Origin of the sequence: Kosakonia sp. YIM B13588 (genome assembly GCF_042788165.1) — a bacterium.
Taxonomy (GTDB): domain Bacteria; phylum Pseudomonadota; class Gammaproteobacteria; order Enterobacterales; family Enterobacteriaceae; genus Kosakonia; species Kosakonia sacchari.
This window is the reverse complement of sequence record NZ_JBHZPO010000001.1, coordinates 281,690-306,973: the sequence shown is the minus strand read 5'-3', so window position 1 is coordinate 306,973 and position 25,284 is coordinate 281,690. Positions and strand designations below refer to the sequence as shown.

The 25,284-nt window shown below is 50.2% G+C and carries 24 protein-coding genes; 15 read left to right on the top strand and 9 right to left on the bottom strand.

What is annotated here, in order from left to right:
• Positions 1 to 55 precede the first annotated feature (55 nt).
• Together ACFX4U_RS01505 and ACFX4U_RS01500 are read left to right on the top strand one after the other, a co-directional pair.
• Complete coding sequence (locus ACFX4U_RS01505; protein ID WP_380217848.1) at positions 56 to 844, top strand: MipA/OmpV family protein; 789 nt, start codon at positions 56 to 58, stop codon at positions 842 to 844.
• 579 nt (positions 845 to 1,423) lie between these two features.
• Positions 1,424 to 2,995, top strand: coding sequence for a methyl-accepting chemotaxis protein (locus ACFX4U_RS01500; protein WP_313507090.1), 1,572 nt, complete (start codon positions 1,424 to 1,426; stop codon positions 2,993 to 2,995).
• Between the two features lie 434 nt (positions 2,996 to 3,429).
• Here ACFX4U_RS01500 and ACFX4U_RS01495 read toward each other — a convergent pair whose 3' ends face one another.
• On the bottom strand, positions 3,430 to 3,699 hold the full coding sequence (locus ACFX4U_RS01495; RefSeq protein ID WP_249882019.1) for a hypothetical protein: 270 nt from the start codon (positions 3,697 to 3,699) through the stop codon (positions 3,430 to 3,432).
• Between the two features lie 62 nt (positions 3,700 to 3,761).
• A complete protein-coding gene (locus ACFX4U_RS01490; protein WP_313507091.1) occupies positions 3,762 to 4,664 on the bottom strand; it encodes a hypothetical protein in 903 nt (300 codons plus the stop codon).
• Positions 4,665 to 5,032: 368 nt separating this feature from the next.
• On the opposite strand from ACFX4U_RS01490, the gene umuD reads away from it, so the two are divergent.
• Together umuD and umuC are read left to right on the top strand one after the other, a co-directional pair.
• Positions 5,033 to 5,467: a translesion error-prone DNA polymerase V autoproteolytic subunit gene (gene umuD, locus ACFX4U_RS01485; RefSeq protein WP_313507092.1), complete on the top strand. Its 435-nt coding sequence runs from the start codon at positions 5,033 to 5,035 to the stop codon at positions 5,465 to 5,467.
• Positions 5,451 to 6,713 carry a translesion error-prone DNA polymerase V subunit UmuC gene (gene umuC / locus ACFX4U_RS01480; protein ID WP_313507093.1) on the top strand — a complete coding sequence of 421 codons (1,263 nt, stop codon included), beginning with the start codon at positions 5,451 to 5,453 and terminating at the stop codon, positions 6,711 to 6,713. Before umuD ends, umuC begins: the two co-directional genes overlap by 17 nt.
• An 81-nt stretch (positions 6,714 to 6,794) precedes the next feature.
• Here the strand turns inward: umuC and fabV are convergent, their stop codons facing one another.
• The gene (gene fabV, locus ACFX4U_RS01475; protein WP_305736207.1) at positions 6,795 to 7,988 is read right to left on the bottom strand and encodes an enoyl-ACP reductase FabV; all 1,194 of its coding nucleotides are present in this window, start codon (positions 7,986 to 7,988) and stop codon (positions 6,795 to 6,797) included.
• A complete protein-coding gene (locus ACFX4U_RS01470; RefSeq protein ID WP_313507094.1) occupies positions 7,988 to 8,428 on the bottom strand; it encodes a MaoC family dehydratase in 441 nt (146 codons plus the stop codon). The genes fabV and ACFX4U_RS01470 overlap by 1 nt, the downstream gene beginning before the upstream one ends.
• 523 nt (positions 8,429 to 8,951) lie before the next feature.
• Here ACFX4U_RS01470 and ACFX4U_RS01465 point away from each other — a divergent pair.
• The 5 genes from ACFX4U_RS01465 to ACFX4U_RS01445 all read left to right on the top strand — a co-directional run bounded on the left by ACFX4U_RS01465 (position 8,952) and on the right by ACFX4U_RS01445 (position 13,166).
• Complete coding sequence (locus tag ACFX4U_RS01465; RefSeq protein ID WP_313507095.1) at positions 8,952 to 10,139, top strand: acetyl-CoA C-acetyltransferase; 1,188 nt, start codon at positions 8,952 to 8,954, stop codon at positions 10,137 to 10,139.
• Positions 10,140 to 10,179: 40 nt separating this feature from the next.
• Positions 10,180 to 10,917 carry an acetoacetyl-CoA reductase gene (phbB, locus tag ACFX4U_RS01460; RefSeq protein ID WP_313507096.1) on the top strand — a complete coding sequence of 246 codons (738 nt, stop codon included), beginning with the start codon at positions 10,180 to 10,182 and terminating at the stop codon, positions 10,915 to 10,917.
• A 71-nt stretch (positions 10,918 to 10,988) separates the two neighbouring features.
• Positions 10,989 to 11,879 carry a phosphate acyltransferase gene (locus tag ACFX4U_RS01455; RefSeq protein ID WP_313507097.1) on the top strand — a complete coding sequence of 297 codons (891 nt, stop codon included), beginning with the start codon at positions 10,989 to 10,991 and terminating at the stop codon, positions 11,877 to 11,879.
• 2 nt (positions 11,880 to 11,881) lie between these two features.
• On the top strand, positions 11,882 to 12,952 hold the full coding sequence (gene buk / locus ACFX4U_RS01450; protein WP_380217639.1) for a butyrate kinase: 1,071 nt from the start codon (positions 11,882 to 11,884) through the stop codon (positions 12,950 to 12,952).
• Between the two features lie 10 nt (positions 12,953 to 12,962).
• Complete coding sequence (locus ACFX4U_RS01445) at positions 12,963 to 13,166, top strand: hypothetical protein (protein ID WP_305736211.1); 204 nt, start codon at positions 12,963 to 12,965, stop codon at positions 13,164 to 13,166.
• Between the two features lie 76 nt (positions 13,167 to 13,242).
• On the opposite strand, the gene smrA is transcribed toward ACFX4U_RS01445, so the two are convergent.
• Positions 13,243 to 13,806, bottom strand: coding sequence for a DNA endonuclease SmrA (smrA, locus tag ACFX4U_RS01440; RefSeq protein ID WP_305736212.1), 564 nt, complete (start codon positions 13,804 to 13,806; stop codon positions 13,243 to 13,245).
• Positions 13,807 to 14,318: 512 nt separating this feature from the next.
• Here smrA and ogt point away from each other — a divergent pair.
• From ogt to uspE, 3 genes are all read left to right on the top strand, one after another.
• The gene (ogt, locus tag ACFX4U_RS01435; protein ID WP_305736213.1) at positions 14,319 to 14,834 is read left to right on the top strand and encodes a methylated-DNA--[protein]-cysteine S-methyltransferase; all 516 of its coding nucleotides are present in this window, start codon (positions 14,319 to 14,321) and stop codon (positions 14,832 to 14,834) included.
• A 209-nt stretch (positions 14,835 to 15,043) separates the two neighbouring features.
• The gene (gene fnr, locus ACFX4U_RS01430; protein WP_016496244.1) at positions 15,044 to 15,796 is read left to right on the top strand and encodes a fumarate/nitrate reduction transcriptional regulator Fnr; all 753 of its coding nucleotides are present in this window, start codon (positions 15,044 to 15,046) and stop codon (positions 15,794 to 15,796) included.
• Between the two features lie 145 nt (positions 15,797 to 15,941).
• Complete coding sequence (gene uspE, locus ACFX4U_RS01425; RefSeq protein ID WP_017456641.1) at positions 15,942 to 16,892, top strand: universal stress protein UspE; 951 nt, start codon at positions 15,942 to 15,944, stop codon at positions 16,890 to 16,892.
• A 29-nt stretch (positions 16,893 to 16,921) separates the two neighbouring features.
• Here the strand turns inward: uspE and ACFX4U_RS01420 are convergent, their stop codons facing one another.
• The 3 genes from ACFX4U_RS01420 to pntA form a co-directional block, all read right to left on the bottom strand.
• Positions 16,922 to 18,034, bottom strand: a complete 1,113-nt coding sequence (locus ACFX4U_RS01420; RefSeq protein WP_200551856.1) for a mechanosensitive ion channel family protein — start codon at positions 18,032 to 18,034, stop codon at positions 16,922 to 16,924.
• 106 nt (positions 18,035 to 18,140) lie between these two features.
• Positions 18,141 to 19,529: a Re/Si-specific NAD(P)(+) transhydrogenase subunit beta gene (gene pntB, locus ACFX4U_RS01415; protein WP_017456639.1), complete on the bottom strand. Its 1,389-nt coding sequence runs from the start codon at positions 19,527 to 19,529 to the stop codon at positions 18,141 to 18,143.
• Between the two features lie 10 nt (positions 19,530 to 19,539).
• The gene (pntA, locus tag ACFX4U_RS01410; RefSeq protein WP_313507100.1) at positions 19,540 to 21,069 is read right to left on the bottom strand and encodes a Re/Si-specific NAD(P)(+) transhydrogenase subunit alpha; all 1,530 of its coding nucleotides are present in this window, start codon (positions 21,067 to 21,069) and stop codon (positions 19,540 to 19,542) included.
• Positions 21,070 to 21,571: 502 nt separating this feature from the next.
• Between pntA and ydgH the strand changes: the two genes are divergently transcribed.
• Both ydgH and ACFX4U_RS01400 read left to right on the top strand, forming a co-directional pair.
• Entirely contained in the window at positions 21,572 to 22,516 is a 945-nt protein-coding gene (ydgH, locus tag ACFX4U_RS01405; protein WP_313507102.1) for a DUF1471 family protein YdgH, read from the top strand.
• Between the two features lie 192 nt (positions 22,517 to 22,708).
• On the top strand, positions 22,709 to 24,091 hold the full coding sequence (locus ACFX4U_RS01400; protein WP_249882043.1) for an amino acid permease: 1,383 nt from the start codon (positions 22,709 to 22,711) through the stop codon (positions 24,089 to 24,091).
• Here the strand turns inward: ACFX4U_RS01400 and ACFX4U_RS01395 are convergent.
• On the bottom strand, positions 24,088 to 24,423 hold the full coding sequence (locus tag ACFX4U_RS01395; RefSeq protein WP_097402073.1) for a GlpM family protein: 336 nt from the start codon (positions 24,421 to 24,423) through the stop codon (positions 24,088 to 24,090). The genes ACFX4U_RS01400 and ACFX4U_RS01395 overlap by 4 nt on opposite strands.
• 128 nt (positions 24,424 to 24,551) lie before the next feature.
• Here ACFX4U_RS01395 and rstA point away from each other — a divergent pair, with 128 nt between their 5' ends.
• Complete coding sequence (gene rstA, locus ACFX4U_RS01390; protein ID WP_065370624.1) at positions 24,552 to 25,274, top strand: two-component system response regulator RstA; 723 nt, start codon at positions 24,552 to 24,554, stop codon at positions 25,272 to 25,274.
• Positions 25,275 to 25,284 lie beyond the last annotated feature (10 nt).

Here is a 25,284-nt window from a genome sequence, read left to right as displayed (position 1 = left end):
TCAGGACATGGCGAACCTTCGCCGCAGCATACTATCCCACCAGCGAGATGTGATGATGATAATGAGAAAAACCGCGTTGTATAGCGCCTGTTCACTGCTGGCCCTGTTTGCCTCCACGGCCTGGGCCGATGACACTCCCGCCGTGCAAAACGGAGTGACGGTGGGCATTGGCGGCGAGTATGCGCCGCGCTACAGCGGTTCAGACAAGCAACGTGTACAGGTGGTTCCGCTGATTCAGGCCCGCGATAATGCGCTCTTTTTTGATTCGCAAAAAGGGCTGGGTTATGACCTGCAAACCGACAATGGTTTTTATCTGGAACATACGCTGGGTTATGCGTTAGGCCGGGCCGATCGTGATTCTGGCTGGCGGGACGGTGCGGAAAACTTAAAAGGCATGGGCAATATTGATGCCACGCTGAATACCGCGCTGGCGGTTGGCTGGCAAGCCACCGACTGGCTGGTGCTGGAAAGCAAAGCCACCCTGCCACTTACCGATAGCCAGGGCGTGCAGTATCAGGCGTCCCTCACCTTGCTGCCGGTGCAGACCACCCGCGATACGCTGGCTTTCCAGTCTGCCGCGCTGTTTGGCGATAGCCGATATATGAATACGTTTTACGGTGTCAGCCAAAAGCAAAGTCTGCGTTCCGGCTATGCGCGCTACCACGCAGAACAGGGATTTTATGGGATCGATAATAGCCTGACGTGGAGCCATCAATTTGATGCACACTGGGGAACATTGCTGAGCGCCAATTACACATGGCTGAACGATCACGCCGCAGACAGCCCAATTGTGCTGCGTCGTAACGAAGGCTCAGCGGTTATTGCCATTACGTATACTTTTTGAAAGGTGCGGGAAAAGATGGACAAAAACGATTATCAGTTTCTGGCAAAAATATGGTTTGCCTGTGGTGTCGTTTATCTGGCGGCTTATCTGACCTATATCAGCAGTTAATCGTAAAAATGCTGTAGCAGTAACCATCGTGAATGCCGTGCTGGACACAGAACGCCGTGCGGCATACAAAAAGTGGCGATATCTGTCTGGTTTGATGCATTTCTTATGCAATATTTCTGAAGTATTTACTTAGGTGATTATTTATTTTCTGGCAATAAATATTGCTCTATAGATCGGTGTGTTACGTTTTATTACCAGCATACATCTTATTTACGCGGTTTCTGTCCCTAATGATATTTCTTTAATTTACGTTAACAATATCACTTTCGTTCAAAAAAACTGCTGCATCAAAATTATACAATATATCAACGATCGATCAGATAACCATTGATAGGCATAAACTATTGCTTTTCACTTTTATTAAGATTTTAACGATCAATGTCTAATCAATACCTTCTCATGGCCGATAAAACGTAGATGCCGACCGCTATAGCGGCCAGGCATGCAGATAAATTTCACTAAGGGAAGACCATGGAAAATACAACAACGATCGGTAAGCCAAAGGGTATAAGTATCCGAAATAAGATAATGCTATCTTTCGGGATATTATTACTGTTATTACTTTTTATTGCCGGAAACGCGATTTACCGGCTTGATGAAGCGAAAAATAAAATCTCCAGGATCGTCACCGAAGATTATCCCACCACCGCGCTGGGTAATAATTTAATCCGCGATGTTAATGGCTCAACAACGCTATTTCTTAATGCGATCATTGAAAAAGATGCCGCCAAAAAAGCGCAGTTGATTATCGACCTTGCTGCCAAATCGGAACAAATAAGCGAACTGTATAAGCAACTGAATCAACAGGCCGATGATGGTGCATCTCAGGCGCTGTTAGAGAAAATCACCGCCGCGCGCAGTCTTTATATTCAGTCCCGTAGCAAAGTGATTGGCAATATACAAACCAATCCTGATGCCGCCATCACGGAATATACAACCAACACGCGTAATTATGAAAGCCAGTATATAGAAAAGATTAATAACTTTATCAGCCTGCAACGGGATGAAATGCAAACGTCATATAGTGATTTTTTGCATGATTACAATCTGAGCCGAATGGTGATGATCTTCATTACTCTCAGCTGTTTTATATTCGGCATTATCATGGCAATCATTATTTCGCGTGCCATTGTTGATCCTATTAAACATGCCGTTGATGCGGCTATTCGAATTGCGAAAGGCGATCTGGGCACCGAGATAAAAGTCACCTCCAAAGACGAAACGGGGCTACTGACCGGCGCAATCGGCCACATGCAGGAAGAGCTGAAAAAAATTGTTCTGGAGATCCGTAGCGGCGCCGAAAATATCGCCACTGGCGCATCGCAGATCATGGCCGGCACGCGCGATTTGTCTGCCCGTACGGAAGAACAAGCGAGTTCCATTGAGCAAACTGCTGCCTCCATGGAGCAAATCTCATCAACGGTTAAGAATACGGGCGATAATACGGCAAATGCGTCACAGCTTTCTGCAAGAGCCAGTGATGCGGCGAAAGATAACGGCAAATTGATGACCTCGCTGACTCAGGAAATCCACAATATCAGCAGCTCGGCGGACAAAATGTCTGACATCATTAATTTGATTGATTCTATCGCCTTCCAGACCAATATCCTGGCACTTAACGCCGCGGTTGAAGCAGCGCGTGCAGGTGAACACGGCAAAGGGTTTGCCGTGGTGGCGCAGGAAGTTCGCAATCTGGCGCAGAAAACGGCGAACTCGTCGAAAGATATTCGTGCGCTGATTGAAAACTCAACGCAGCAGAGCGTGCGCGGCCTGGAAATGGTGCGTCAGGTGAACGGTAAAATGGACGAAATGGTCGAGAACGTGGATAACGTCTCCAGCATTCTGAAAGAGATCGAACAAGCGAGCCTCGAACAGAGTGATGGCGTACAGCAAATCAATATTGCGATCGGTCAGATTGATACCACAACCCAGCAAAATGCGGCGCTGGTCGAAGAGTCGGTTGCCGCGTCTGAAATGCTCAACGAACAAGCCAGAGTGATGAAAGATCTGGTGAGTGTTTTCAGGGTTCCGGCGGGTGCGTGATCCTGCGCAAATACGATTCGCAGGAAAAACTGTCGTGATGAATACGCCGCCGTAAATCGGCGACGTGCGCAACAATAATATCGTCGGCTGGTCTCTTGCCAGCCGACGTAAATCCCCGTATCAACGTCAGCAACGGCGTCGCTACTATTTCCCGGCGCGGATGAGATGCCGCCGTACTTTCCATCTGCCCCCAGGATAACTTTAGAGATTTCCTGAAAGACCCGACTTTTAGCTTCTTTTTTGCTCCCCGGTAAATACTTTCCGGGCACTTTTACGTCGGGTGTTTGTGATAATGGCTAATGCCGCACTGCGACATGTAATGCAGGTTTGAAACTCACGACCAAGAAACGTTGAAAAATACTTTAAAAACAGTCGCTAAAATGTTCGTAAACGCCCTTATTTTTACAAATCCAAAGCGTGAACCCCTAAAACCGTTACGGTTTCCAGTGACACTCCAGGCCGCAAACCGTCTGGATGAAGTTACACAGGGCTTGCGCCCCTTCAGCAATAGTTGGAAAGGTGGCCGAATGGTATATCCCCTCGCCATCTGCGCCGAACAGATGCTGATATTCCGGCTTAACATCGATAGAAGTGAACCGCCTTAACGTCTCGCGATTACAACGAATGCGGTAGCCATTTTTAAAGCGTTGTAGCATATGCACACCGGTAGTGGTATTACCGGTGCTTCTGGCAATATTTAACATCTAAGCATCTCCTCAATACGCGAAAAATAGTAACCCTACATGACTGAACTTATGATGCTGTGCTATTTCCCTGCATTTTTTGGCAGCAAGTAATCCGGTGTTGTGCGCCGGGTTATTAAGCCAGTGGTTTTAAAATGATATTGATAAGGGCCATCAATATAGAACGGCAACTCAATGATAGCCTTGTGGCTACTGCGCACATCCAGATAAGCAAACAGCTGGTAAATAGTCAGATCAGGGCAGAAAGCACGATTGTCATCACTGCATATCGTACCGTCATAGCGGCTGATTCCATCGTCGTCATATTTCGCCGCGATTTCACCGCCTTCTACAGGGAGAGTTAATTGACCCTCTGAAACGTAATACATAATTTTCGGGTCGCTAATCACGCCTGCTTTCTCCTTCTGCATCACCAGAATCGTCGCCTTTGCTTGTTTATAGGGAGACGAAAGCTTTGCGACATCCTCAGACTCCAGCGTATACAGATACGTTTTTTCGCCCCGCATTTCGTCGCTATCTTCTGATACTTTCCATTTACCCGGCATCGCTGTCTCAAGGTAGGCATTTGCGAGCTCATAGTAGGCGTTAACCCTGCTATCCGTTTCCTTTATATCTACGCCAGGCTGCATAACATTTTCAAAAGCAGCCAGCAATGGCGAGCTTTTTAATTTGACGACAGGTTCCGAGGTACTGGCATCCAGTTTCTTGAGTTCAGGGAGATATTTAGCCCGATATGTATCACGATAAATTGATACACACTTAGCGTCTTTGGCTACCGCCATTTCATAGTTTTCTAATGCCGTTTTCGTCAGGATCATAAGCTGCTGACCATCGCGAATTTCAACACTATCCACGTCCATCGCTGCCGGGCATTTATTTGCCGCGGTTTTAGGTGCTGCACTCGCGTTAAAGCTGGTGCAGGTCGCAAGCAACATGGCCGATGCGTAAGTTATTTTTTTGATCATGATTCATTCCTGTGTGTATTTATTATCTGTTTGGGTTGCGCCTGTATCTCGCATCGCCAGGCGTTCACGTTTAAATGTTTGCAGCACTTATATGCGCAAGACCTGATTATTCGGTCGCACTCACAAACCGGCACGCAGTGGCTCGCGGCAAGAGAACGCTTCAATGCGCTTGCATCAGGCCCAAATGAGATTTTCCCTACGGGGAACAGTCTATTTTCACCCGCTTTCAGGTACCAGCTTTTGGCGAGACTTTTTAGCTAAATTCTTTGCTACTTCAAACATTTCCTGAATGTGGCCCGCTTCGCCTCTTGATCAGTGGCTGAATTTAGCAATACTGTATATAAATACAGTTAACCGGGTTCATCATCATGCAGTTCATCCCATCGACCGAGAGTGATCACCTCATTCCCCTTCCGCTCTTTGCTGAACGCGTTCCATGTGGGTTCCCAAGCCCGGCGCAGGATTATGTCGAAGAGCAGCTTGATTTAAACAAACTGGTCGTAAAACACCCCAGCGCGACTTACTTTGTCAGGGTAAGCGGAGATTCGATGATCGGTGCAGGGATTAGCGATGGTGATTTGCTGGTGGTCGATCGCTCATTGACCGCCAGGCACGGTGACATTGTTGTTGCGGCGGTTGCCGGGGAATTTACGGTGAAGGAGTTGCGGACCCGCCCTGTTCTTCAGCTCATCCCGCATAATGTTCATTATGCACCGATTGTTTTCCAGGCTGAGGAAGAGTTGCAGATCTTCGGCGTCGTGACATTTACGTTGAAATCAAACCGACATGTTCGCGCTTGTTGATGTAAATAACTTCTACGCCTCCTGTGAGACGCTGTTTCGCCCGGATCTTCAGGGGAAACCTGTCGTTGTCGTATCCAACAACGATGGGTGCATTATTTCGCGATCGCGTGAGGCAAAGAATCTCGGCATAGACATGGCTGCGCCTTATTTCAAGATCAAAGATGAGCTTCATCGTCAGAACGTTACAGTATTTAGCTCAAATTATGCGCTGTATGCCGACCTCAGCAATCGGGTTATGTCGACGCTGTCTGAAATCACCCCCGCCGTCGAGCTTTATTCGATTGATGAAGCTTTTATCGATCTGTCTGGCGTATCAAACTGTATTTCACTTGAGGCATTCGGCCACCAAATTCGTACTCAGATCCTGAAAAATACCGGGCTGACAACCGGCGTTGGCATTGCACCAACGAAAACCCTCGCCAAGGTGGCCAATTACGCCGCCAAAAGGTGGGTCAGCTACGGTGGTGTTGTGGATATTTCCTCCCGGGAGAGGCAACGCAAACTCCTGCTTCGTGTGCCGATACAGGAGGTCTGGGGCGTGGGACGTCGTATCAGTAAAAAGCTGGCGTTAATGGGCATTGAAAACGCGCTGCAACTTGCCGACAGCTCAACCTGGGTTATCCGTAAACACTTCAATGTTGTGCTGGAACGTACAGTGCGGGAACTGCGCGGCGAATCATGCCTGGCGTTTGATGAATTTATCCCGACTAAGCAGCAAATTATTTGTAGCCGCTCTTTTGGCAAGCGGATCACGCAGTATTCAGATATGCATCAGGCCATTTGCGCCTATGCTGAACGCGCGGCGGAGAAGCTACGCGCTGAACATCAATTCTGCCGATTCATCAGCATTTTTATTCGTACCAGCCCGCATGCGGATAATCGTATTTACTACGGAAACCAGGCATCCGTGACGTTGATGACGCCGACCAATGATACGCGCGACATTATCCGTGCGGCGACAAGCTCATTGGATCAGATATGGCGGGAGGAGCATCGCTATATGAAGGCTGGAGTGATGCTTTCAGATTTTTTCAGCAGCGGCGTTGCTCAACTCAATCTATTTGATGAACACCGCCCCTACGCGAACAGTGCGGCGCTGATGGAAACCATTGATCGTTTAAATACCTCGGGAAAAGGAAGCGTCTGGTTTGCAGGACAGGGAATTGAAAAAAACTGGGCGATGAAACGCGAGATGCTTTCCCCCGCCTATACCACACGCTATTCCGACCTGCCCGTTGTGAAATAAAGACCGTACAGAAGCTATAACGACCGCGATTTTCATCAACAAATGCGCCGACGGACGGGCGCATTGTCATATCAGGTATGCTTATGCGTGGCTGTACTCTTTTACCAGTTGGCGCAGATCCAGCTCAGAGGAGTAATCCACGTCCGGCATTGAGAAGCCATTCAACGCATAAAACTCGGTGAGATACCCGGCGAAGTCACCAACGGTTTTAAAGTTCTCGGTGGTGACCCGTTTTCTTAGCAACTCCACGGCTTGCTGAACATCCGGGCGCAGCTCGAAATCATCAAGGCGGATCCGTCGCTCGTCATCCGTGATGACGTTGCCCATTGGCGGGTAAAGGTGGTTTAACATCAGTCTGTGCATCTGCTCAATGCAGGTTTCATGCAACCGCTTCTGCTTCATTACTTTGTACAGCAACGTAATATATAACGGAAACATAGGGATAAATGCGCTGGCTTTGGTCACCAGCGCTTTGCAGACCACCGCGTAGGCATGACCATTAATGCGCTGGAGCTGTGCGTCAAGATGATCGGCTGTTGCGTGCAGATGGGCTTTCGCCGCGCCTAACGCGCCCTCTTTATAGAGCGGCCACGTTGATTTCGGGCCAGTATAAGAGTACGCCACCGTTTTGAACCCCTCAGCCAGCACACCAGCCGCCGATAACATATCAATCCAGCGTTGCCAGTCTTCCCCACCCATAACTTTTACCGTATCGGCAAGTTGTTGTTCGGTCACCGGTTCCAGCGTCTGATTCACCATCTTGCGGGTTTCCAGGTCAAAACCCGGGCCAGAAAAGGCTTGCCCGCGCACGCCAAGCGTCGAGGTGTAGCGCGTACCATCCGGGCAAATACGCACGCCAGAGGCAACCGAATAGATAAGCAAATCAATGCTGCCGCCAAACTCCTGCTTGATGTACGCAATCACGTCGTTGCGGGTCGTATCGGAAAAAGCATCCGCGATAAAATTTTTCGCAATCAGCCCTTTCTCATGTGCCCGGCGACGAAAAAAAATATTGTTATACCATCCGGCGCTGCCCATACCTTTTTCACCCGGACTTTTTTCAAATGAAATGCCAATCGTATCGGCACCGCCACCAAAGGCCACCGCGATGCGTGAGGCCAGCCCATATCCGGAAGAGGCACCAATCACCAACACCTTTCGCGGGCCATAAATTTCCCCATGCGATTCGACATAGTTAATTTGTTTATCAATGCCCTGGCGTAAACCTTCGGGATGGCAGTTTTTAGCCACATTGCCTTGAATAATGAGTTCCATCAGTTCGCCTCCTCAGCCAGCGCTTTTTCCTGCGGCGGCAAAACGACGGCTTCACCGACAATAACCTGATCCCCATGCTGATTGGTGCACGTGGTTTTGAGCCGCACCCGGTTTTTTTCGCAATTAATCGCGATAACTTCCGCCGTCGCCGTAATCGTATCGCCAATAAATGTTGGTTTAATAAACTTGAGATCTTGTCCGAGATAAATAGAACCGTTACCGGGTAATTTATTGGCGATGACTGCAGAGATAAGTCCACTTACCAAAATACCATGCACCACGCGTTGCCCAAATATACTTTCCCGCCCTACACTCTCATCCAGATGAACAGGATTGGTATCGCCAGATGCCAATGCAAAATCTGCGACGTCATTATCCGTCAATGTTTTTTTAAACTCTGCACACTGACCAATATGCAAATTGTGGATTGTATTAACCATAAAGCACACGTCCTTTTAAATATATTCTGAAAGCGTTTAACGGAAGCATTTAGAGAAACAACTAATTGCATCCATATACACCTGGTTTTCCCAATCCCGTCAACCCCCATCGAGTTCTCATTAGCTATAAGAATGGATTTATATTTCTCTTTTCAGATACAGCGCATTTGTAAATCAATTCTTAAATTAGTTTTTTTACTTAAGACAAAATCGCAACGCGGAGCCAACTTCATGGCAACCAGCAGAGAAAAAGTTCCGTTATCAACAAGATAAGCCCAATACCATCAAGAAAGATCTACACGCAATTCTTATTAAAAGCTAAGAAAAAGATCATTATCAACGGAGCAATGAGGAATAAAAAACAAACAGACAAATTCAACAGATAAGACTAATTACGAAAAAATAAGAAGTGCCGCAATTCTAACTCCATCTTTAACAACTTTTAAGTATTGACGCATATCAATACTGCAGAAAGATCTCTGCGCATTAATAGTTGAATCATTTAAATCAAAAGGTAATACAAATGAAGGACACGGATATTGTCGTTCTTGATTGTGCAAGAACTGCCATCGGCGTACTTAATGGATCTTTGGCAGAAATTAGCGCACCTCAATTAGGTGCTACGGTGATTAAAGCGCTTCTGGAAAAAACGAGGATTGCAGCAAAAGAGATCGATGAAGTTATTATCGGCCAGGTTCTTACCGCAGGAAGTGGACAAAATCCGGCGCGCCAGACATTAATTCAGGCAGGTATTCCCACCGATGTTCCGGCGCTGACAATTAATAAAGTGTGTGGTTCGGGGTTAAAAGCGCTGCAACTGGCATGGCAAGCGCTGAAATGCGGTGATGCCGAATTAATTATTGCCGGGGGGCAAGAAAGTATGAGCCAGTCGCCACATGTTTTACCCCATTCACGTAGCGGTATGAAAATGGGTAACTGGCCAATGCAGGACAGCATGGTGAAGGATGGCCTGTGGGATGCTTTTCATGATTATCACATGGGGATCACCGCTGAGAATGTGGCCGAAAAATATGCGATCACACGTGAAGAGCAGGATGCTTTCGCCCTTGCGTCACAACACAAAGCGGCGATCGCGTTAGAAACGCATCATTTTGCCAGTGAAATTGTTCCGGTTGACATCACCCGGCCTCGTAAAGAGCCCGTCCTGTTTGATACCGATGAATTCCCCCGTCCGCAAACATCACGGGAAGGCTTAGCCAAACTCCGGCCAGCGTTTAAAACCGACGGCACCGTCACCGCCGGCAATGCCTCTGGCGTTAACGATGGGGCGGCAATGGTTATGCTGGCAATGGCGAAAAAAGCACGTGAGTTGGGGATCGCTCCGCTGGCCAGGATCGTGGCGTTCGGTACTTCAGGCGTCTTGCCAGAAATCATGGGAACCGGCCCCATCACGGCGTCTCGTCATGCGCTGGCCAGGTCGAACTGGCAGGTTGATGAGCTGGATCTTATCGAAGCCAATGAAGCCTTTGCCGCTCAGGCCATCGCCGTCAACCGGGAAATGGGCTGGGACCTTTCCAGAGTGAATGTCAATGGCGGCGCGATTGCGCTCGGCCACCCTATCGGTGCATCTGGTACGCGAATTTTCGTCTCTTTGCTCCATGAAATGCAGCGCAGAAAAAGCAAAAAAGGTCTGGCAACGCTGTGCATTGGCGGTGGTATGGGCATCGCCGTCACCGTCGAAATGGAATAACGCCGCTATGAAGAATGTTATTTAACGTGAGGAAATGATGATGGGTAAAGTTGCGCTTGTGACCGGTGGGATCCGCGGTATTGGTGGAAAAATCAGCCTTCGCTTTCTGCTGGAACATTACCAGGTTATCGCGGTTGATACAGATGCGGATCACCTGAAAGAGTGGATTGAAATCCAGCGCGCAGCAGGGTTTGCCAAAGCCGATGCGATTCGTTGTGACGTCAGCGATTATGCGCAGTGTCAGGACGCGGTCAGCACGCTGCTGAAACAATATGGTCATATTGATGTTCTGGTGAACAACGCAGGTATTACCCGCGATGCAACCTTTAAAAAAATGGATAAATCGCAATGGGATGCGGTTATTCAGGTCAATCTGAACAGCATGTTCAATATGACCAAACCCGTTCTGGATAACATGCTGGCAAACCAGCGCGGGCGCATCATTAATATATCGTCGATAAATGGTCAGAAAGGACAGTTTGGCCAGGTTAATTATTCGGCCGCCAAAGCGGGTGTGCATGGTTTCACGAAAGCGCTGGCGCAGGAGGTGGCACGTAAAAATATTACCGTTAATACCATCTCCCCAGGCTACATCAACACCGAAATGATGCAGGCCATCCCCACCGATGTTCTGGAAGCTATTGTGGCGCAAATTCCCGTTGGTCGCCTCGGCGAAGCCGATGAAATCGCCGAACTTGCCATGTATCTGACCAGTGATAAGGCCGGGTTTATTACCGGCTCCAATATCGCCATCAATGGCGGCCAGCATATGTATTAAGGACATGTTAATTACTGACCTCACCGGCGATACGTCTGGTGAGGCCATATTGGGGACTCAGGATTTTTATCATGCTTGAAAAATTAAGTTCGTTTGTTGAGCTCGCGCGCAGGAAAAAGCCGAAAATAGTTGCCGTTGCCGCAGCAGAAGATTCTCATGCACTCGAAGCCATTAAATGGATCAGAAATGATGGGCTGGCAGAGGCCATTCTGATTGGTTGCCGGAATAAAATAACCTCGCTCGCCGAAAACCTTAAATTTGATATCAGCCATATAGAAATAGTGGATATTCCAGATAAAGCTGAAGCCTGCAAAGAGGCAGTGCGAGTCGTCAAATCCGGGCAAGCGCATATTTTAATGAAAGGACTGGTCGATAGCGCCATTTATCTGCGAGCGATTTTAAATAAAGAGACTGGCATTGCGGCATCACGGCTTGTCACGCAATTAGCCTTTATCGAAAGCCCGCATTATCACAAGCTGTTTGCGATCACCGACGCTGGCATCACGATTACACCTGATCAACGAGATAAAGCCACGATGATTGCCCAGTCGGTTAATGTCCTGCATCAGGTTGGTATCGCAGTGCCCAAAGTCGCGCTGATTGCCGCCGTTGAGCATATTACGCCCGCAATCACCGCTACCGTGGATGCCGCGGCGCTGAGTGGCATCACTTATGATAACTGTCTTGTTGAAGGTCCGCTGTCCATCGATCTGGCGTTTAATAAAGACTCCTGCCGACATAAAGGGTTGCATTCACAGGTTGGCGGCGATATTGACCTGGTCGTCCTTCCGGATATCAACAGCGCCAATGTCTTTTATAAAACGGTGATGCAGCTTGGCGGAGCATTGAGCGCAAGTACGCTAACGGGAACGTCAAAACCGGTGGTATTTACCTCGCGATCGGACACCGCTAAAACAAAATATTTTGCTATTGCTTGTGCGATTTCTCAATGCAAGGACTGATTATGTATATTTTGGTGGTAAATCCAGGTTCAACGTCTACGAAAATTGCGGTATATAACAACCGCACGCAGCTTATTTACCGTACATTTAACCATGATGAAAAAGAGATGGCGGCTTTTTCCACGGTTTTGGATCAAAAAGCCTTTCGCAAACAGATAATTCTCGACATATTGCAGGAGCATGGTTTTCGCTTAAACGACATTGATATATTTATCGGTCGCGGTGGTCTGGTGCGTCATTTGCAAAGTGGCGTTTATCGTATTAATGATGACTATATTCACGATGCCAGTGTTGGCCTGAACGGTGAACATGCTTCTAACCTGGGAGCCATATTGGCCTGGGAACTCGCGCGGGCGGTAAATAAAGAAGAGATGGCTTATACCGTTGATCCTGTCGTCGTCGACGAATATGACCCGATAGCAAAAATATCCGGAGTGCCGGAAATTTCACGCGTTGGTGCTTTTCACGCGCTAAATCAAAAGGCAGTCGCGCATCGTTATGCCACAGAAACAAACCGCCCCTATTCCACGCTTAAATTGATCGTTGCCCATTTAGGTGGCGGTATCAGCGTGGGCGCTCACCGCGATGGCCGTATTGTGGATGTGAATTCAGCCCTGGGCGGCGATGGGCCATTTTCGCCGGAACGCGCTGGCCGGCTTCCCAGCTATGAATTATTAAAACTGTGTTTTTCAGGGCAGTACACTTATGCGCAACTAAAGAAGAAGTTGATTGGGGAAGGCGGCGTATATGGTTATCTCGGCACCAAGGATATCCGCGATGTTGAACAACAGATTATGGATGGGAATAAAAAGGCGCGGGACATTCTGGAAGCGATGGCCTATCAGATAGCCAAAGAGATCGCCTCGTGCGCCGCCGTACTGGAGGGATGGGTCGATGCCATCATCATTACCGGCGGCATTGCCTACAACAGAAGAATTGTCGAACTTATCCGTCAGCGCGTCAGTTTTATTACACCTGAAATCGTCATTTATCCTGGTGAGGATGAAATGTTCGCGCTGGCCGATGGGGTACTGGCAGCGATGGAAGGTCAAAGGGAGTTAGTCGAATACTGAAGAGGTATAAATGATGGGTCAAAAGAATATTGCATTGTTTCCAAATCAAATCACCGTGACAAAACCTAATGGCAGCGTATGCCTGCACATCACTTTTAACGATGGGCGGGATGATATTTCAATTGAGCTGAATAGTACGGAGGCAGAACATCTTTCAAGCGCGCTGGGTAGCCAGCAAAGTGAAATCCTTATTGCGGCCGAATATGCCGATTAAAAAACAACGGGAACCTGTCTGGTTCCCGCCTTTTATTTACCATTCGCAAGCTAATTTCCCGATTCCGCTGCGTTCTTCAACGGCTGCGTTTTGCATGCCGTTCCCAGTTATCCTGTTTTGCCTGCTCGGACTTGCGGATCGCGACATAGCAAGCACCACTTCCGCCATGGTGCGGCAACGCAGTGCAAAACGCCTGAACCTCATCGAATTCAGGCAGCCAGCGCGCCAGATAACTCCGAATGATATTCGCATGCGAGCCGTCTTCACGCGCTTTACCATGAATGATAAGCACATTGCGTAGCCCATCCTGGCGCGCATGATACATAAAACGGAACACCATTTGTCGGCACTGCTCTACCGGTTGGCGCAGTAAGTTCAGGCTTGCCTGTTGGCCATATTTCCCCTGGCGCAGTTTATCAAGCACACCTTGTTGCAGGCCTTCTCGTTTGAACTCCAGCGGTGAGCCAAGCGGCACGATATCAAGAAAGCCGGTGGTCAGAAAGTTGTCGAGTTGCAGCGTGTCGACGCGTTGTAACGTGCGCGAATTGTGGCTCGGTTGCCAGTGCACATCGGCACTGCGCTTCAGGGGTTGGACATCTTCCATGGCGTCAAGGAAAAGCGATTTGTCGTCAGGGTTCATAGGGCAGTCCTCCACCTACTTCTGCCTCCGTACTATAGCTGGCAGGGCCTGCGCTCACAATGGCCGGTACTAAATTGGTTTTTAGATAATAGCGATTGGTTCTGCTGGACGATATTCCAATAACATCATTCTTCGTAATGCTATTAGAACTTAACCTTAAGGAAAATTAATATTCTGAATTTCAGTTAAATTAACGTGAAATCAATCACCAATTCAGACTGGAAATATGATGCAGGAACGCTATAACTATATTTACCGCGCAAGGATGAAAATGCATAAAATAACGAACGGATGCGCTGCTGTGTGTACTGTAGAGCCTGACGGATGTCGGCAGGCTCTATTTTTTTATTCGCGAAATAAGCGCAATATATCATCTATTAAATAATGCATACTTCGCTGACTATTATTTCACCAGCTTATTTCTTTATCCAGAATATAGTCCCTTTCGGGGTATAGCAGCATCGCTGTACGTTTGGTAAATTGGCGCCGTTGACCACTGAAAAGGATGCCAGATGCTGACTTTACTTGAAGATACTATTTCCACACCGCTTGGCCCGCTTTGGGTTCTGTGCGATGAGCAATTCCAGCTTCGCGCGGTTGAATGGGAAGAACACAGCGATCGAATGGTTGAGTTACTGAATATTCACTATCGTCGGGAGGGTTACCAACGAGTGGCAGCGCATAATCCGGGCGGCTTAAGCCAAAAACTGCAGGACTATTTTGACGGCGATTTAGCCGTAATTGAAACCCTGCCGACGGCGACTGGTGGCACACCTTTTCAGCGCGAAGTATGGCAAGCGCTACGCACCATCCCCTGTGGCCAGGTAATGCATTATGGTCAACTGGCGATAAAACTGGGTCGTGCAGGTGCCGCACGCGCGGTCGGCGCAGCGAATGGTTCAAATCCGGTGAGTATTGTCGTGCCCTGCCATCGCGTTATCGGCAGTAATGGCACGATGACGGGATATGCGGGCGGCGTGCAGCGAAAAGAGTGGTTGCTACGCCATGAAGGGTACCTTCTATTGTGAGAAAAAACGCATATTTAGCGTTCTTTTCACCCTCTTTTGTGGTAAAAACCTTAGCGAAATGATGGAATTTCAAAGAGATGGTGCAATATCATCTCTTTTCATTTCTGCCTCCCGTTTTATTAATCGTGAATTGACGTTTTACCGGGCTTACGCGCCCAGTAAAAAGCTGTTAAAATTGACCAATATCAATTACGGCGTTGAGCAGACCTATGATCCCGGAAAAGCGAATTATACGACGCATTCAGTCTGGCGGTTGTGCAATCCATTGCCAGGATTGCAGCATTAGCCAGCTTTGCATCCCCTTTACTCTGAATGAACATGAGCTGGATCAGCTCGATAACATCATTGAGCGTAAAAAGCCCATCCAGAAAGGTCAGACCTTGTTCAAAGCCGGGGATGAATTGAAATCGCTTTACGCTATCCGCTCCGGTACGATCAAAAGCTACACCATTACCGAACAGGGCGACGAGCAGATCACCGGTTTCCATCTGGCGGGCGATTTGGTGGGCTTTGATGCCATCGGTACAGGTCATCACCCGAGCTTCGCACAGGCGCTTGAAACATCAATGGTCTGTGAAATCCCCTTTGAAACGCTGGATGACCTCTCGGGTAAAATGCCCAACCTGCGTCAGCAGATGATGCGTTTGATGAGCGGCGAGATCAAAGGCGATCAGGATATGATCCTGCTGCTTTCGAAGAAAAATGCAGAAGAGCGCCTGGCGGCGTTTATTTATAACCTCTCACGCCGTTTTGCACAGCGTGGTTTCTCCCCGCGTGAATTCCGCCTGACGATGACGCGTGGCGATATCGGCAACTATCTGGGCCTGACGGTGGAAACCATCAGCCGTCTGTTAGGCCGCTTCCAGAAGAGCGGCATGCTGGCGGTGAAAGGGAAATATATCACCATTGAAAATAGTGACATGCTGGCGCAATTGGCTGGTCATGCGCGTAACGTTGCCTGAGTTTTCCCCCGCTTGATCTCACCTTTGCCAGGGCATTAAATTTATCTGATTTATTGATCTGGCGAAGGCTTTCCCCTGTTTCATTCAGCACTTATGGGTTATCTTTTACTGACAGACTGTGGTGACAGATGTAAGGAGACCCTGTATGGCTAAGTATCAGAATATGTTGGTCGCCATCGATCCCAATCAGGACGATCAGCCAGCGTTACGACGTGCTGTGTATTTGCATCAACGGATTGGCGGCCGCATTAAAGCGTTTTTGCCTATCTATGACTTCTCTTACGAAATGACCACCCTTCTGTCCCCTGACGAGCGAACCGCAATGCGCCAGGGCGTCATCAGCCAGCGCACCGCGTGGATCCGCGAGCAGGCGAAATACTATATCGACGCGGGTGTGCCAATCGAAATCAAAGTGGTCTGGCACAATCGTCCCTTCGAAGCCATCATTCAGGAAGTTCTGGCTGGTGGACACGATTTACTGCTGAAGATGACCCACCAGCATGACAAACTGGAATCCGTTATTTTTACCCCGACCGACTGGCATCTGCTGCGTAAATGCCCGTGCCCGGTGTGGATGGTGAAAGACCAACCCTGGCCAGAAGCCGGGCGTGCAGTGGTCGCAGTCAATCTCGCCAGCGAAGAGATTTACCACAACTCGCTGAATGAAAAGCTGGTCAAAGAGACGCTGCATCTGGCCGAACAGGTAAACCACACCGAAGTGCATCTCGTTGGCGCTTATCCGGTGACGCCTATCAACATCGCGATTGAACTGCCGGAATTTGATCCCAGCGTGTACAACGACGCCATTCGCGGTCAGCACTTGCTGGCGATGAAAGCGTTGCGGCAGAAATTTGGCATCGATGAAAAACTCACGCATGTGGAAAAAGGGTTACCTGAAGAGGTGATCCCGGATCTGGCTGAACACCTGCAGGCAGGGATTGTCGTGCTTGGCACCATCGGGCGCACCGGGATCTCCGCCGCCTTCCTTGGCAACACCGCCGAGCAGGTTATTGATCATCTGCGTTGCGATCTGCTGGTCATTAAACCGGATGAATACCAGACACCTGTCGAGCTGGACGACGAAGAAGACGACTAAACAAGCAACCCGCCGCAAGGCGGGTTTTTTTATACAGCCGTTTGTTCCCCCTGTGGCTCTGCGGGCGGCGTTTCAACAGCCACTCCCCCTTTCACCACTACGCACGGCAGTGCCAGTTCAATCTCCTCTGCGGCCAGATGCTCCATGATGCGGATATTGATTTCTTGCTGGATATCCATGTAGGTGTTGTAGTCTGCCGAATTGACGATATGCACCACTTCAAAATTCAGCCGATCGGTACCAAACCCGAGGAAATGAGCACGGTCAAAACGCGTGTTGCCAACATCAGTGATGATGCTACGCACCATCTCGCCGACTTTACGCAGTTTCTCCGGCGGCGTTGTGAGCGCCAGACCAAAAGTGAAGACGATGCGCCGGGTCTGCATACGTTTGTAGTTATGAAGCGTTTGCTGAAGCAGGATGGCGTTACCGCAGACAATCTGCTCCCCGCTCAGGCTACGGATACGCGTTGTTTTCAGGCCAATATGCTCAATGGTGCCGGCAACGTCGCCGAAAACGACAAAGTCACCAATCTCGAAAGGTTTATCAAAACCGATAGAAAGTGAGGCAAAAACATCGCTGAGAATGGTTTGTACCGCCAGCGCAATGGCGATACCGCCCACGCCAAGACTGGCGACCAGCGCGGTAATGTTGACCCCGACATTCGCCAGAATCGATAACAACATCATCGTCCACAGCATCATGCGCAGCAGCAGACCAGCGATGACCATAGTGACCGGGTTTTTACTGGTATTGGGCGAGAACATCAAGTGACGCATCCACGACACCACGCCCTGATCAAGCCAGAGGGCGATTTGGATCGCCAGCACTAAAAACCAGGCGTGCCCGAGCGTGTTAAACAGGTGATCGGGGAGATCGACAAACCGCAGGCTGAAGAGTAACGCCGCCACAAAGAGCAGGAATTTGCTGGTGCGTCTGAGCATATCCACTACAACATGCTGCAGCCTGCCGACGCCCTCCTGCTTTTCACTCCAGTTGCGCGCGCCTTTCAGCACCATATTCAGTAAGTAGGTGAACAGCCAGTAGACAACCAGCGTAACGATAACCACCGTGGCAAGACCAATCCAGAATGATGGCAGCATCAATATGGATATAAAGTCAAAACGTGACAAAAACGTCATCCTTCCTCCTCATAAAAAACATGAAGATAAAAGTATAGACACTCTGCTTTCGTCTACGCGGACCAAAAAAAACCGCTCCGAAGAGCGGTTTTTCAATCTGTACGATTTACAGCGCTTTGAGGATAGCGTCGACGCTGGCTTTGGCATCGCCAAACAGCATCTGCGTGTTCTCTTTGAAGAACAAGGGGTTTTGCACGCCCGCGTAACCAGTGTTCATGGAACGCTTGAACACAATCACGTTCTGCGCTTTCCACACTTCCAGCACCGGCATACCTGCGATCGGGCTCTTCGGATCATCCTGCGCCGCCGGGTTAACCGTGTCGTTCGCACCGATAACCAGCACGGTGTCGGTGTCGGCGAAATCATCGTTGATTTCGTCCATTTCCAGCACGATGTCGTACGGCACTTTCGCTTCCGCCAGCAGCACGTTCATATGGCCCGGCAAACGTCCGGCAACCGGGTGAATACCGAAACGCACCTTCACGCCGCGCGCGCGCAGTTTCTCAGTGATTTCCGCCACCGGATACTGCGCCTGCGCTACCGCCATGCCGTAGCCTGGGGTGATGATGACCGAATGCGAGTTTTTCAGCAGCTCTGCAGTCTCTTCGGCATTGATTTCACGGTGCTCGCCCGCTTCTTCATCACTACCGGTTGAGGAGCCGTCAGTACCAAAACCACCGGCAATCACGCTGATAAAGGAGCGGTTCATCGCCTTACACATAATGTAAGAGAGGATCGCACCGGAAGAACCGACCAGCGCACCGGTCACGATCAGCAGGTCATTGCTGAGCATAAAGCCCGCCGCCGCTGCCGCCCAACCGGAATAGGAGTTCAGCATGGAAACCACAACCGGCATATCCGCACCGCCGATAGAGGCCACCAGATGCCAGCCAAACACCAGCGCAATCATCGTCATCACCAACAGCGCCAACACTTGCAGACCGACGCTTTCAGTGCGCACAAACACCAGCAGCAGCACGAAAGAAACCACTAACGCCGCCAGGTTCAGTTTGTGGCGATGCGGCAGCATCAGCGGCTTAGAAGAGATCTTCCCGCGCAGTTTACCGAAAGCGACAATAGAACCGGTGAAGGTCACCGCACCAATAAAGATGCCGAGGAACACTTCCGTCAGGTGAATATTCACCAGCACCGGATCCAATCCCACTTCGTGGTCAAGATAGCTGTTAAAGCCTACCAGTACCGCAGCCAGGCCGACGAAGCTGTGCAGCACCGCCACCAGCTCTGGCATTTCGGTCATTTCAACTTTCTTCGCCAGGCGAATACCAATCGCGCCGCCGATAATCATCGCCACTAAAATCCAGGCGACATTGCCGGTGTCCGGGCCAAAGATGGTTGCAATCAGCGCAATCGCCATCCCGGCGATACCAAAGTTATTCCCCTGCTGGGACGTTTCGTGTTTAGAAAGTCCCGCCAGGCTGAAAATAAACAGGATCGCGGCAACAATGTATGCAGCTGTAACTAATCCTCCAGACATCTGTTACCCCTTAGTTCTTCCGGAACATTTTCAGCATGCGCTGAGTGACGGTGAAACCACCAAAAATATTAATGCTGGCAATCAGTACCGCAATAAAACTCAAGAAGCTGACCCAGCCGCCGTGCCCAATCTGCAACAGCGCGCCGACAACGATTATGCCGGAAATGGCGTTCGTCACCGACATCAAAGGCGTGTGCAGCGCATGCGAGACGTTCCACACCACGTAGTAACCGACCACGCAAGCCAGAGCGAAAACGGTAAAGTGACCGAGGAACTCTTTTGGCGCAACATCCGCAAGCCAGCCAAACAGAATGATCGCCAGTGCCATAAAGGCATATTTCCGCCACGGCGAAGCCGGTTTGGCCTCTTCTTTTGGTGCCGCAGCCGCTTTTGGCGCAGCTTGCGGCTGTGCAGAAACCTGAATCGGTGGTGCAGGCCAGGTAACTTCACCCTCGCGAACCACGGTAACCCCACGAACCACTACGTCATCAAAATCGACAACCACGTTGCCGTCTTTTTCAACGCACAGCAATTTCAGCAGGTTAACAAGGTTGGTGCCATAAAGCTGGGAAGACTGCGTAGGCAAACGGCCTGGTAAATCGGTATAACCGATCACTTTCACACCATTGCCGGTGGTGCTGACCTCGTTCGGTACCGTGTATTCGCAGTTGCCGCCGTTTTGCGCAGCAAGGTCAACAATAACGCTGCCCGGTTTCATGGAGTCAACCATTTCACGGGTGATCAGCTTCGGTGCGGGTTTCCCCGGAATAAGCGCCGTGGTGACAATAATGTCGACATCTTTCGCCTGGGCTGCGAAGAGTTCCATTTCTGCTTTGATAAAGGCTTCGGACATCACTTTCGCATAACCGTCGCCGCTGCCCGCTTCTTCCTGGAAATCCAGCTCCAGGAACTCGGCGCCCATACTCTGCACCTGCTCTTTGACTTCAGGGCGCGTGTCGAACGCACGCACAATGGCTCCAAGGCTGTTAGCCGCGCCAATCGCCGCCAGACCGGCAACGCCCGCGCCAATCACCATCACTTTCGCCGGAGGTACTTTGCCCGCCGCCGTGATCTGCCCGGTAAAGAAACGGCCGAATTCATGCGCCGCTTCAACAATCGCACGATATCCCGCGATGTTGGCCATTGAGCTCAGCGCATCCAGCGACTGAGCACGTGAGATACGCGGCACGGAATCCATTGCCATCACGGTAATGTTACGCGCGGCCAGCTTCTCCATTAATGCCGGATTTTGCGCAGGCCAGATAAAACTCACCAGCGTCGTGCCTGGATTAAGCAGCGCGATCTCTTCGTCGTTCGGTGCGTTAACTTTGAGGATAACGTCCGAGTGCCAGACGTTGCTCCCATCGACAATCGTCGCCCCGGACTGGACGAACGCATCGTCATCGAAACTTGCCAGCTTGCCCGCGCCGCTTTCAATCGCGACGGTAAAACCCAGTTTAAGCAGTTGCTCGACCGTTTTCGGCGTCGCAGCAACGCGGGTTTCATTGGCCAACCGTTCTTTAGGTACACCAATACGCATAGTTTTCCCTTCCATCGGTTTTAGATGATGGTTTGTCAGTGGTTCCGGCGCGGTTATTTACGCAACGCTGCGGAAAATAAAACAGTAACAAACTTTCTATAACCTACTGAAAATAACGCCTGTGATCCACAGCCGGAAAAGAGAAATTATGCATTTATCCGTGAAAATTAACTGTCGGAGGCCGCAGGCAAGCTTATTTGCCTTAAATTCCCGCATAAAGGCCGATATTCCGCTCAAGCGAAGCGGCAAAACACGATTAATCTCCGGTGCAGATTCGCTTTTTAACAATGTATTAACTTAAAAAAGTCATAACCTTTATCGGTTTTGCTGGTCAAGCGTCTGTTTTTTCAACATATCACTAAAGGTTATCGTTATTTCCCCCTCAGCCGCACAGTCAGTGAAAAATGACGCAGACAGTTGCGCTGTTTAAATGCAATAATCACCGACGTTTTCCCAACAACAACACCAGTTTATGGTTTGCGCAAGGCGAAGGATTATTTTTATGAAGCTTAAGTACACCCTCCTGGCGTCAGCACTTCTCTCGGCAACGGCATTTACCGCCAACGCAGCGACAGAGTTAACACCGGAGCAAGCGGCAGCGGTAAAACCTTACGATCGCATCGTGATCACCGGCCGTTTTAATGCCATTGGCGACGTCGTTAACGCAGCATCCAAACGCGCGGATAAAGAAGGTGCCGCATCATTTTACGTTGTTGATACCTCCGACGCGGGCAACAGCGGCAACCAGCGCGCCACGGTCGATTTATACAAGGCTGACGCCGCAAAAGCGGAGCGTCCTGCTTTCCGTGTTATTAACGGCGTGACCGAGTTACCTAAAGATCAAGCGATTGCGCTTCAGCCGTACGATACGGTGACCGTTCAGGGTTTCTTCCGCACTCAGCCGGAAGTGAACGACGCAATAACTAAAGCTGCTAAAGAGAAAGGCGCAGCCTCTTTCTTTATTGTTCGCCAGGTTGATGCTAACCAGGGTGGCAACCAGATCGTCACGGCCTTCATCTATAAAGCAGACGCGAAAAAACGCGTTATCCAGAGCGCGGATGCTATCCCGCGTGACTCGGATGCTGGCCGCGCCGCGCTGGCAAAAGGCGGTGAAGAAGCGAAAAAAGTTGAGATCCCAGGCATCGCCAGCGATGCGACAGCGGGCGTCGGTGTAGGTCGTTTCTTTGAAACCCAATCCTCTTCCGGTGGTCGTTACAGTGTCACGCTGCCTGACGGAACAAAAGTCGAAGAGGTGAATAAAATCACCGCCGCGCAGATGGTGCCTTTCGACAGCATCAAGTTCACCGGCAACTATGGCAACATGACCGAGATCTCTTATCAGGTTGCCAAACGCGCCGCGCAAAAAGGTGCTAAGTACTATCACATCACCCGCCAGTGGTCAGAAAGCGGCAACAACATGACCATCAGCGCCGATCTGTATAAATAATCTGCATTTATGAATCAGGCGGCTACGGCCGCCTTTTTTATTTTTTTACCCTTTTTCGTAAAATTGTCGTGCCACCTCATTGCATGGCCCGTCGACTCTCCGTAAAATCCCGCGCCTTAGTGATATCCACCATATTTATGCGCCACGGCAAAATAATTATTCTGGATTAGTTGCTTTTTTGACAGGATAACCATGGAAAAGAAACTTGGCCTTAGCGCATTAACTGCGCTGGTTTTAAGCTCGATGCTGGGCGCTGGCGTTTTCAGCCTGCCGCAAAATATGGCGGAAGTTGCCAGCCCGGCGGCACTGATCATTGGCTGGATGATCACCGGGGCGGGGATTTTATTGCTCGCCTTTGCCATGCTGATCCTGACCCGTATTCGCCCGGATCTGGATGGCGGCATATTCACTTACGCCCGCGAAGGTTTTGGGGAGCTGATTGGCTTTTGTTCGGCCTGGGGCTACTGGCTGTGCGCGGTTATCGCTAACGTCTCTTATCTGGTAATCGTCTTTTCCGCCCTGAGTTTCTTTACCGACACGCCATCGTTGCGCTTGTTTGGCGATGGCAACACCTGGCAGGCGATTGTAGGCGCATCCGCGTTATTGTGGATTGTGCATGCGCTGGTTCTGCGCGGCGTACAAACCGCTGCGAGTATCAATCTGGCCGCGACGCTAGCGAAACTGGTGCCGCTCGGGCTGTTTATTGTGCTGGCGGCGCTGGCCTTTAACCTCGACAAGTTCCGCCTTGATTTCAGCGGCATCGCGCTGGGCGTTCCGGTGTGGGAGCAGGTGAAAAACACCATGCTGATTACCCTGTGGGTATTTATTGGTGTCGAAGGCGCGGTTGTGGTTTCTGCCAGGGCACGCAATAAGCATGATGTTGGCCGCGCCACACTGCTCGCAGTGCTGGCGGCGCTGACCGTCTATCTGCTGGTTACCCTGCTTTCGCTCGGCGTTGTTGCCCGCCCGGAACTCGCGGAAATGCGTAATCCGTCGATGGCCGGCCTGATGGTGAAACTGCTGGGGAGCTGGGGCGAAGTCATTATTGCGGCGGGTTTGATTGTCTCCGTCTGCGGCGCGTACCTGAGCTGGACGATTATGGCGGCGGAAGTGCCGTTACTGGCCGCAACGCATAAAGCGTTCCCGAAAATTTTCGCGCGACAGAATAAAAACAACGCGCCTGCTGCCTCTTTATGGCTGACCAATATCAGCGTGCAGGTTTGCCTGGTGCTTATTTGGCTCACCGGTTCGGATTACAACACGTTGCTGACCATTGCGTCAGAGATGATTCTGGTGCCCTATTTCCTTGTCGGCGCGTTCCTGTGGAAAATCGCGCAGCGTCCCTTGCACCAGGCGGTGGCGATTGGCGCTTGCGTATATGGCTTGTGGCTACTGTACGCATCCGGTCCGATGCATTTATTGCTGTCGGTGGTGCTTTACGCACCGGGTCTGCTGGTGTTTATGTACGCCCGTCGCACACATGAAATGACGGAAATGCTCAAGCAGCATGAAAAAGCGCTGATTGGCGCCTTGTTAATTGCCGCCGTTCCAGCCACCTGGATGCTGATGCGCTAGTGCAGGCGACTCCAGCAATAAATTAACAACCAGGCGCTGAGGCTCCAGCAAATAACCGCACAGCCCAGCGCCGGCCAGACCCGCATAAAACCGGTGAAATACCAGAGCGACAGTAAATAGATAAAATAGGGAATAATCGCCCACATGCCGAACACGATCGTGGTGCGCAGCGCCTCAATGCCACGCTCGGTGGCGACAATATAGTGCGCAATCAGCGCGAAAGTCGGGAATAACGGGATTAGCCCGGCGATATAGTAATTTTTTGTTTTGGCTAACAGACCAATCAACACCACCACCAGCGCCCCGATAGCCGCTTTAATCACCAACCCCATGATTTTCCCTTTATCACTGCAACAACAATGACCTACAGCATAACGGAAGCCTCTTCGTTTAGAAAAGATTAATGGCAGCTTATAGCAAGGCGGTGTATGTTGACGTTTTTGAACAATCGCGATGGCTTATGAATAAGATCGTTTTTGTGGAAGATGACCCGGAAGTGGGCGCACTGATTGCCGCTTATCTGGGCAAACACGATATGGACGTCATTGTCGAACCCCGTGGCGATCGCGCCGAAGAGGTGATCGCCCGCGAAAAACCCGAACTGGTGCTGCTGGATATCATGCTGCCCGGTAAAGATGGCATGACCTTGTGTCGCGACCTGCGTAACCAGTGGAACGGCCCGATTGTGCTGCTCACCTCGCTGGACAGTGATATGAACCACATTCTTTCACTGGAGATGGGCGCCAACGACTACATTCTGAAAACCACGCCGCCTGCCGTATTGCTGGCGCGACTGCGTTTGCATTTGCGCCAGCGCAGCAGTGTGAATACCGTCGCCGAACCCGCCACGCCCTCGCTGAAACAACATAAGACGATCAGCTTTGGCACCTTGTCTATCGATCCGGTTAACCGCCAGGTGATGCTGGCCGGGCAACAAGTTGCCCTCTCCACCGCCGATTTCGAATTGCTCTGGGAATTAGCGACCCACGCCGGACAGATTATGGACCGCGATGCGCTGCTGAAGAACTTGCGTGGTGTAAGCTACGATGGCATGGATCGCAGCGTTGATGTGGCGATTTCCCGCCTGCGTAAAAAATTGCTCGACAGCGCAACGGAACCCTACCGGATTAAAACCGTTCGCAACAAAGGCTATCTGTTCGCCCCGCATGCGTGGGACAACTAAAACGCACAAC